10 protein-coding genes and 1 pseudogene are annotated in these 8,349 nt (G+C 69.5%); 9 read left to right on the top strand and 2 right to left on the bottom strand.

The window, feature by feature from the left end:
- Positions 1 to 117 (top strand): annotated as a pseudogene (locus ABD385_RS40720) (IS5/IS1182 family transposase); the annotation flags it as partial.
- A gap of 97 nt (positions 118 to 214) precedes the next feature.
- On the opposite strand, the gene ABD385_RS40715 reads toward ABD385_RS40720, so the two are convergent.
- Both ABD385_RS40715 and ABD385_RS40710 read right to left on the bottom strand, forming a co-directional pair.
- Complete coding sequence (locus ABD385_RS40715) at positions 215 to 772, bottom strand: flavoprotein (protein WP_344585266.1); 558 nt, start codon at positions 770 to 772, stop codon at positions 215 to 217.
- Positions 769 to 2,046: a helix-turn-helix domain-containing protein gene (locus ABD385_RS40710; protein WP_344585264.1), complete on the bottom strand. Its 1,278-nt coding sequence runs from the start codon at positions 2,044 to 2,046 to the stop codon at positions 769 to 771. Before ABD385_RS40710 ends, ABD385_RS40715 begins: the two co-directional genes overlap by 4 nt.
- 174 nt (positions 2,047 to 2,220) lie before the next feature.
- Between ABD385_RS40710 and ABD385_RS40705 the strand changes: the two genes are divergently transcribed.
- The 8 genes from ABD385_RS40705 to ABD385_RS40670 form a co-directional block, all read left to right on the top strand.
- Positions 2,221 to 2,631: an ATP-binding protein gene (locus ABD385_RS40705; RefSeq protein ID WP_344585262.1), complete on the top strand. Its 411-nt coding sequence runs from the start codon at positions 2,221 to 2,223 to the stop codon at positions 2,629 to 2,631.
- A gap of 22 nt (positions 2,632 to 2,653) precedes the next feature.
- Positions 2,654 to 3,976 carry a UDP-N-acetylglucosamine 1-carboxyvinyltransferase gene (locus tag ABD385_RS40700; RefSeq protein ID WP_344585261.1) on the top strand — a complete coding sequence of 441 codons (1,323 nt, stop codon included), beginning with the start codon at positions 2,654 to 2,656 and terminating at the stop codon, positions 3,974 to 3,976.
- Positions 3,973 to 5,208 carry a metallophosphoesterase gene (locus ABD385_RS40695; RefSeq protein ID WP_344585260.1) on the top strand — a complete coding sequence of 412 codons (1,236 nt, stop codon included), beginning with the start codon at positions 3,973 to 3,975 and terminating at the stop codon, positions 5,206 to 5,208. The genes ABD385_RS40700 and ABD385_RS40695 overlap by 4 nt, the downstream gene beginning before the upstream one ends.
- The gene (gene dcd / locus ABD385_RS40690) at positions 5,205 to 5,744 is read left to right on the top strand and encodes a dCTP deaminase (RefSeq protein WP_344585259.1); all 540 of its coding nucleotides are present in this window, start codon (positions 5,205 to 5,207) and stop codon (positions 5,742 to 5,744) included. Before ABD385_RS40695 ends, dcd begins: the two co-directional genes overlap by 4 nt.
- Positions 5,741 to 6,274 carry a dCTP deaminase gene (locus ABD385_RS40685; RefSeq protein WP_344585258.1) on the top strand — a complete coding sequence of 178 codons (534 nt, stop codon included), beginning with the start codon at positions 5,741 to 5,743 and terminating at the stop codon, positions 6,272 to 6,274. The genes dcd and ABD385_RS40685 overlap by 4 nt, the downstream gene beginning before the upstream one ends.
- The gene (locus ABD385_RS40680) at positions 6,271 to 7,425 is read left to right on the top strand and encodes a glycosyltransferase family 4 protein (RefSeq protein WP_344585256.1); all 1,155 of its coding nucleotides are present in this window, start codon (positions 6,271 to 6,273) and stop codon (positions 7,423 to 7,425) included. The genes ABD385_RS40685 and ABD385_RS40680 overlap by 4 nt, the downstream gene beginning before the upstream one ends.
- A 57-nt stretch (positions 7,426 to 7,482) precedes the next feature.
- On the top strand, positions 7,483 to 7,641 hold the full coding sequence (locus ABD385_RS40675; RefSeq protein WP_344585255.1) for a hypothetical protein: 159 nt from the start codon (positions 7,483 to 7,485) through the stop codon (positions 7,639 to 7,641).
- Between the two features lie 107 nt (positions 7,642 to 7,748).
- Positions 7,749 to 8,349 (top strand): serine hydrolase domain-containing protein (locus tag ABD385_RS40670; RefSeq protein WP_344585254.1); only part of this gene is annotated, 601 nt, incomplete at its 3' end.

Genomic DNA, 8,349 nt, shown 5'->3' with positions numbered 1-8,349 from the left:
CTGCACGGCTTCCGTCGCCTGCGCATCCGATGGGAGCGACGGGACGACATCCATGAAGCCTTCCTCGGGCTCGCTACATGCCTCATCACCTACAGACACGTCCGACGCCTTTGTTAGGACCTCTAAGCCGGTGGTCGGCGCTCCAGTCCTGCGTCTCAGGGCTGGTGGCGGTGAGCAGGCCAGCCAGGCCCTGCAACGGGGACCCACTGCTACGTCAGCCGGCCGCCTTCGGTGCAAGCAACTCCAGCGCTTCCTCCCACCGGAACCGGTCCGCGCCACCTCCTGCCTTCGGCCGATGCGGCTCGTACGAGCCGATCAGCACTCCCATCTCACGCAGCCGCTCCAGGCTCTGGTTGTACGCGGGGTGGGCGGCCTGGGCGGAGTTCAGGTATGGGAGTACGGCGGTGGGGATGCCGAAGCCGTACGCCTCGCACAGGATGCCGACGGCCAGGGTGTCGGAGATGCCGGCGGCCCACTTGTTGATCGTGCTGAAGGTGGCCGGGGCGACGGCGATGGCGTCGGCGGGCGGCAGGGGGCGCGGCTGCCCCGGGGTGCGCCAGGCCGAACGGATCGGGTAGCCGGTCTGGGTTTCGATAGCGGTCGCGTCGATGAAGCCGAGGCCCTGCGGGGTGGCGACGACGCCGACGTCCCAGTTGGCCTCCTGGGCGGCCGTGATCAGCTTGCCGACGTCTCCGGCGACGCCCGCCGCGCACACGACGACGTAGAGGAAGGGCTTCTTCACGGGCTGCGGGGCGGGGGGCTGATCGCTCACGCGGGGACTCCTAGCTGTCGACTGAAGTGGTGAAGTTCCGGCAGGGTACGACGGCGGTCTCGGGCGGCCATGTCGGCGACCAGTTCGCGCACCGCGGGGCGGCGGATGTCCTGGGCCGCGCAGCTCTCGGCGATGCGTAGTGCCTGGTAGCCGTCGCTGAGGCGGCCTTGCTGGCTGTAGGCGCGGGCGGCTTCGATCCACAGGGCGGCCCGGCGTTCCGGGACCGGGATGTGGCGCCGCATGAGAGGGCGGGCGGCCTTCAGGGCGATGCCGGCGTCTCCGAAGGCGACGGCTGCACTGAGGCCGTGGAGGGCGACGTTGGTGGGGCAGAAGTTGGCCCATGCCTCCGGGCGGTCGAGTGAGACGTAGCGGGCCACGTCTTCGGCTTCGGTGAGGAAGTCCTGGGCTGCCGAGCGGTCGCCGCTGGTGCTCGCGGCGGTGGCTCCGCGGAGGAGGAGCAGGCCGAGGGCAGCGAGGTACTCGGGGGAGCGCTGGTCGTACGCGCCGGCGAGTTGGTCGGCCGTGTGGCGGACGAGGGTGATGGCCTGGGTGGCGTGGTGTTCACGGGCGAGGACATGGGCGTGGACGCGGACGCTGGAGGCCAGGACGACGGGATCGCCGGAGCGCTCGGCTTCGGCCATGGCCCGCCCGACCGCCAACCAGGCATTGCCCGGATCGCTCTGCTTGAGCAGGAGGCTCGCCGAGGTCTGATAGGCGGTGGCCAGCAGGCCGGACAGGTCGGCGGAACCTGGGGAGCCGCTGATGGCCTCGCGCAGTTGCCCGATCAGCCCGGGGAGCAGGGATTCGAGCTGCGTGTAGTCGCAGGTGGAGAAGAGGCGGCGGGCATCGGCCAGCTGGTTCCGCAACTGCCCGGAGTCCGGAGTGGGTCCCGTGCTCGCTGCTGTCGGTCCGGGCAGGAGGGCGTGGACCAGGTCGTTGTGAGCGGCGGTCACGGTGGCAGTGGTCGGAGTGGCGAGCGCGGCGATGCCGGCGGCGAGCAAGGTGCGGCGGTGCATGTCCTCTGCTTCGGGCTCGGGGTGGTTGATGTCCGAGGCGGCTGCGAGGCCGAGGTGGTGCGGTGGGATTCTCAGCGCGCACGAGATTTCGCGCAGCACTCGCACGTCCTCCGTGCCCCGTCCGCTCTCCAGGCGGCTCACCTTGCTCTGGTGATAGCCCAGTTCGGCGGCGACCTCCGCCTGCGAGCGGCGCTGTAACAGGCGCGCTTGCCGGATCACGTCGCCGATCCGTCGTGCCTCAGTCTGTGTATCGGCCATCTGTCACGGCCCCTTCTGCCGATGCCGATTCTGCCCTCCATAACGAGAGTAGAGACCTGGTTCGCGGCCGCTATGCAGCTTCTGCATGGTCGATGCGGCGCCCGCTTGACCGCTGGATCGGCCCAGACGCCGACCGGTTTTCTTGGGCAGCCGGACCGATCCAGGAGGCAGCTCATGGACGCGTACCAGATCCGTTTCCCCCTCGCCAGTACGCCCCTTGGGGCCAGCACTGCCCGTCGTCGGCTCGTGGACGGTATGCGGGCGTGGGCTGAAGTCCTCGACCAGGAGGTGCTGGATGCCGCGGAGGTGGTGGTCGCGGAGTTGCTGGCGAACGCGGTGCAGCACGCGGGCGGAACGGTGATCGTTGCCAGAGCCCGCTTGGACTTCGACGGCCTAGTGGTCGACGTGATCGACGCCAGTCCTGTGTCCCCGACCGTCGACTCCCCGGGCCTGGAGGCGGAGCACGGTCGTGGACTGTTCCTGGTCGCCGCGCTCGCAGATCGCCACGGGATCGAACCGCTGCCGCCCGGCAAGCGGTGCTGGGCCCAATTCAAGGTCGGTGCCCCGATGCCGGCCGCTTCGTGAACGCATCCTGAGGAGATGACCGTTGACAGGAGTACGCATTCCCCCAGCCGCCGCCGAAGTCGTCGCGGTCCGGCCCAGCGGCCCACTCGCTGGGTCCGTGACCGTCGATGGTTCGAAGAACGCGGCGTTGCCGTTACTGGCCGCGGCGGCCGCCCTGCGCCGCACCGTGCATCTGGCCAACGTGCCGGCGAACGCGGACGTCGAGACGATGCTCGTCCTGCTCCGGCAGTCCTGCTGGAGCGCGACCCGGGTCGCCACCGATCCGGACACCGTGGTCGTGAAGCCGAGTGAGAGGTCCGAGTCGGCTCCGGATCCCGAGGTCGCTGCTCGCATCCGGGCTTCCTACTACCTCGTGCCGGCGTTGCTCCGGGCGCACGGGCGGGCGAGGCTGCCGTGGCCAGGTGGCTGCCGCATCGGTGACCGGGGGATGGAGCAGCACTTCGCGGTCTACGAGGGCTTCGGCGACCGCGTCACCGTCGACGACCGCGGCTATCAGGTCGAGGCCGGCGTTCAGCCGACCTCAACCGCGTCGCTCGCGTTGCCTTTCCGGTCCCGTGGGGCGACCATCGCCGCCCTCCTGCGGGCTGTCGTGGCGGGTAGGCCGCTCAGGCTAGGCCAACCCATTCTCTCGCCCGAAGTACTCAGCGTCGTGGACGCACTGCGGGCAGCCGGCTGGCGGTGCCGGGAGAGTCAGAGCCGTCTGGCCGTCGCACCGCCGTTGTCGGCCTCGGAGGGGACCGTCAGGTGGAGGGTACCCGGAGACAAGATCGAGGCCGGGACGCTGGCGTGTGCCGTTGCCGCCACCGGTGGCAGCGCCCGCATCTCCGGCGTATCCGAGGAGGACGTCACGCCGCTGGTCACCGCTCTGCGGTGGCTCGGCGTCTCCGCCGGCTTCGATGGCGGCGCCCTCATCGTCGACGAGCCCCATGGCACGCACCCCGCCAGCCACTCCCTGCGGGCCGTCGCATCCCTCGCCCCTGGCGGATTGGACGCCGACTTCGAGCCTCCGCTGATGGCACTGGCGTTGACTCGCCGAGGCGCTCACCTGTTCTCGGACGCGATCAACCCCGGCCGCCACGGCAACCTGATCCCGCAACTCGCCCGGCTCGGCGCCGACATCCACGAGGTCTCGCCCACTCGATGCCGCTTCACCGGGCCGCAGCGGTTGACGGGTGCGGGAGTGGAGGCCATGGACATCCGCACCGGTTCGACTCTCCTCATCGCCGGCCTCACCGCACACGGCATCACCACCGTCGGCGGCCTCGAACAACTCCGCCGTGGCCACGTCGACCTCCCCGGCAGGCTGCGCGCTCTCGGCGCCGACATCTGCGAGGTCACCTCATGAGCCGACGGCTCCAGCGGATCACGGCCACCACCGACGTCCACTCCGCCTTCGAGCAGGCCGCTTCCTTCCTCACCCACCTCCACGCGGCCAGGGCGGACAGTCTCATCGTTGACTGCGGGGACTTCTTCGAAGGCACCGGCTTCTACCGCTTGGGCAAGGGCCGGATCGAGCACGAGATCCTCACCACCCTGTACGACCTGCTCGCGCCGGGGAACCACGGCTGGCCGCACTACTTCGAACCTCGACTGCACGCCATGACCGTGTGCGCCAACGCGACCGATCACAAAGGCAATTCGCTCTTCGACCGGCTCCGCATCCGGATGATCGGCGGCCTACGCGTCGCCATCACGGCAGTGATCAGCCCAGCGGCATTCGCCACGATCCCCGCCGAACAGCGTTGCGGCCACCGGGTCACCGACCCGGCCCAGGCTCTGCGGACGGTGATGCTGGAGCACCACCAACAGGCCGACGCCTGGGTGGTCCTCTCCCACTCAGGCTTCGAGGCCGATCGAGTGCTGGCCGTCGCCTGTCCGTTCGCCGACGTCATCTTCTCCGGCCACTGCCACAGCGACGCCTACGGTCCGGAACACATCGGCAACGCCCTTGTCGTGAAAGGCAGGGAACTCGGCAGCGGGTACGCCGTCGCACGACCAGGAGCGGGCACCAGCTGGATCGCTCGCACGGATACGTTCCCCGACGCCGACGGCGGCACCGTTTCGGACGAGCTGAGCGCCACCTACGACGAGGTCACCCAGATCAGCGGCATGCTCGCCACGCCTCTCGGCGCTCTGCGCGACCGATACCGCGGCACCCAGATGGATCGGCACCAACTTCTTCAAGAGATCGCCGACCGGCTGCACACGGGGCTCGGCGCCGACGGCGTCATCCTCAACGAGACGGCCCTGCGCACCGTCCCGCTCGGCGACCAGCTCACCCTCGGGGACCTCCTGGCCGTCGAGCCGTTCGACAACCAACTCGTCCACGCCTTCCTACCCGACGGGCAGGCAGCCGATCTCAACGCCTTACGGGACCACCTCACCGAACATGTCGGCCCCCTGGCGACCGCCCCGGACCCGCTCCCTCCCGGCATCCGCTCCGTCGTGACCACCAACTACCTCGCCGACACCCACCTGGGCGGCCGAACCCACCAAGCCGGCCTACCCCTCGGCCAGGCAGTCCGCAGCACCCTCACCACCCCACTGCCCGACGAGCAGCAAGCAGGTGCCCGATGATCCTGACCGGCCCCGAGATCACCGCCGCAGCACACGACGGACGCCTGACCATCACCCCCTTCGAGCCCGCGCAGGTGAACCCCAACAGCTACAACGTCCGCCTCGGCCCCACCCTGGTCACCTACACCAGCCCTGTCATCGATCCCCATCAACCCAACCCCACCCAGACAGTCGAGATCGGGCCCGGCGGATACGTCCTCCAGCCCGGCGAGCTCTACCTCGGCCACACCCTCGAACGCGTCGGCTCCGACACCTTCGTCCCGCTGCTGTTCGGTCGCTCCTCCGTCGGCCGGCTCGGCCTGTTCGTCGAAATCACCGCCCCCATCGGTGACATCGGCTTCCACGGCCAGTGGACGCTGATGCTCTCCCCGATCCGCCCGCTGCGCGTCTACGCAGGCATGAAGATCGGACAGATCATGTTCTTCGTCGCCACCGGCACCGTCGCCCCCTACCGCGGCAAGTACCAGGCGGCGACCGGCCCACGGCCTTCCTGCTACTGGCAGGACGTGGCCCGCACCTCGGCGGTCGCGTCGTGATCCTCACCGGCTCAGCCATCGCCGCAGCGATCCAGACCGGCGAAATCACCATCGACCCGTTCGACCCGGCGCGCCTCTCTCCCAACGCCTACGACTGGCGGCTCGGCGACACCCTCCGCACCTGCGACGGCCACCTCGACGCGGCCACCCCCACCACTTTCACCGAGACCGGAATCCCCGCCGCGGGCACCCTCCTGGAGCCGGGCCTGCTCTACCTCGGCATCACCCACGAACGGACCGGATCGGACACCTACGCCCAGCTCCTCAACGGCGACCGGACCATCGGCTCCCTCGGCATCTGGGTCCACGTCTCCGCCCCGCTCGGCCACCAGGGCCACGCCATCCGCTGGACCCTGGAGATCCAGGTCGCCAAACCGGTGCGCGTCTACCCCGGAATGACCTTCGGCAAGCTGATCTTCCTCACCGCATCCGGAACACCGGCCAACTACCAACAGCCGCAGGCAAAGTACGCCACGGACGGCATCGACATCTCCCGCCTCTACGAAGAGATCGAAGGACCCAGCCTGTGAGCCCCCTCGTCCGCCCCGCGCCCGGACCACTGGCCGCCACGTTCCGGGACCTGCCCGCAGGTAGCCCCGGTGGAAGCGTCGAGTTGTTCCTCGACCTCTACACCGGCGACAACCCCCTGATCCCCGCCAACGCCTTCATGCTCGCCCCGACCAGCCACGGCCACCCGAGCGTTCCACCCGGCCTCGACCTCCTTCACGTTCCTGGAAAGTGCCTGGCCGGGCCCGCCTTCGGCCAGTACGTCGCCGCCCTGCGCAAAGCCCTCACGACCGCGATCGAGCCTTCCAGGATCGGTGTCCTGCACCTCCAACACCTCACCTTCGGCGCCACTCCGGCACTGATCCGGGCCCTCCCCGCCCACCCTCGAATCGCCCTGGTCCACGGCACGGACCTGCTCTTCGCCGAGGCGCACCCCGACCAGCTCCAGGTCCTCCACGAAACCACCAGGGCCGCCAACGCCATCGTGGTACCCACCACCGCCATGGCCGACCACCTCCGCAAGCTGGCCCCGCGCGTCGATGAACGCAAGATCATCCGGATCCCGTGGGGCATCCCCGACCACCTGCTCACCGACCCGCCGCCCCGGCGGGCCTCAGCCACCGCCAACCACCTACGACTGCTCTACGCGGGCCGGCTCACCACAGAGAAGGGTGTCGAGACCCTGGTCAAAGGCCTATCCCGCGTCTCGGGGACCGAGCTGAGCATCGCCGCACCCCGATCCCAGTTCCACGCACTGGCCCTACTGCTCCGGCGAATGGGCGTACGGGCCCGCTACCTCGGCTGGCTCCACCGCACGCAGCTATGGAATGCCTTCGCCGAACACGACGTACTCGTCATGCCGTCGACCACCCTGGAAGCGATGGGCCTGGTGGCGCTTGAAGCGCAAGCCTGCGGCCTGCCCGTCCTCTACCAGCCAGTGCCCGGTCTCAGCGAAACTCTCGGTGCGTCCGGCCTGGTAACCGACTTCACCAACTTCGCTGCCCTCGCACGCGACCTCGGCAGGCTACGGTCCGACGCCGGGCTCCTGGCCGCCTTGCAGCAGGCGGGGCGCGCGAACGCCACCCGCTATCCGCTCTCCGCGACGGCCCACGCTCTGGCCTCTCTAGGCCATCAACTCGCGCTGGGAATGGGCATTGATAAGCGCGCTCCATGACTCGCCGAAACTCCAGAAATCTCCCACGTGTGCCCTGCCGGGTCGGAGACTCGTCTCATGATCTCCGCCATCAACTCCTGCCGGAAAGCCTCCGGACCTGTCACCGATGAAAGACGGGACGAGGCCGTCGAGGAAGGCGAGCGCACCCGGAAGGGCGACGACACCCCGACCTGCAGGGGCTGGCTCGCCGGCCGGTCGGCGCCCGAGCCCGAGTAGCTCTCCCTCCCCCGTCCCGGCCTTGCCGTGGCTCTGAGGCCGACCTGATCCGCCCCCGTACATCACTACGCTGTCCGCCCAAGGCGCCGACGGCGAAGAGGAAGACCATGACATACCACCCCACCGAACAGATCGAGAAGCTGCTGGCCGAGGGCGTTCGCGACGAGGTCTACCCCGGCGCAGTGTGGGCCGTCGGCGGGACCGATGCCGCCTTCGCCTGCGGCGCCACTGGAGTCCTCGACCCGAACGAACCGGCTTCGCCCATGCGGCTGGACACCGTCTTCGACTCCGCCAGCCTCACCAAGATTCTCGCGGTGTGGTCCTCCGTCGGCGCCCTCTGGGAGGACGGGAAACTCGACATCGACGCACCGCTCGGCACCTTCTGGACGGAGGTCGAAGGACACCCCCTCGCAACGGTGACCGCCCGCCACCTGCTCACCCACACGGCCGGCCTGCCGCTCCGGGCGCAGCTGAAGAACCTCTACGGCACCGACCCACAGGACGTCCGCGACGGCGTCCTGCACGAGGCGCTGCACCGCCCACCGGGCGAAGCCGTCGAGTACACCGACCGCGCCGCGCTTATCCTCGGCTACCTCACCGAACACCTCGCCGGCCTGCCCCTCGACCAACTCGCCGAGCAACGGATCTGGCACCCCCTGCGCATGGACTCCACCCGCTTCGGACCCCTACCCGACGACATCGCCGCCC

The sequence above is a fragment of the Streptomyces lunalinharesii genome (assembly GCF_039532155.1).
GTDB classification, from domain to species: domain Bacteria; phylum Actinomycetota; class Actinomycetes; order Streptomycetales; family Streptomycetaceae; genus Streptomyces; species Streptomyces lunalinharesii.
This window is presented reverse-complemented; position numbering and strand designations above follow the sequence as displayed.

Coding starts and splice junctions, on each gene's coding strand:
- ABD385_RS40710 (WP_344585264.1), bottom strand. CDS start 2,046: ATGGCCGATACACAGACTGAGGCACGACGGATCGGCGACGTGATCCGG.
- ABD385_RS40705 (WP_344585262.1), top strand. CDS start 2,221: ATGGACGCGTACCAGATCCGTTTCCCCCTCGCCAGTACGCCCCTTGGG.
- ABD385_RS40695 (WP_344585260.1), top strand. CDS start 3,973: ATGAGCCGACGGCTCCAGCGGATCACGGCCACCACCGACGTCCACTCC.
- dcd (WP_344585259.1), top strand. CDS start 5,205: ATGATCCTGACCGGCCCCGAGATCACCGCCGCAGCACACGACGGACGC.
- ABD385_RS40675 (WP_344585255.1), top strand. CDS start 7,483: ATGATCTCCGCCATCAACTCCTGCCGGAAAGCCTCCGGACCTGTCACC.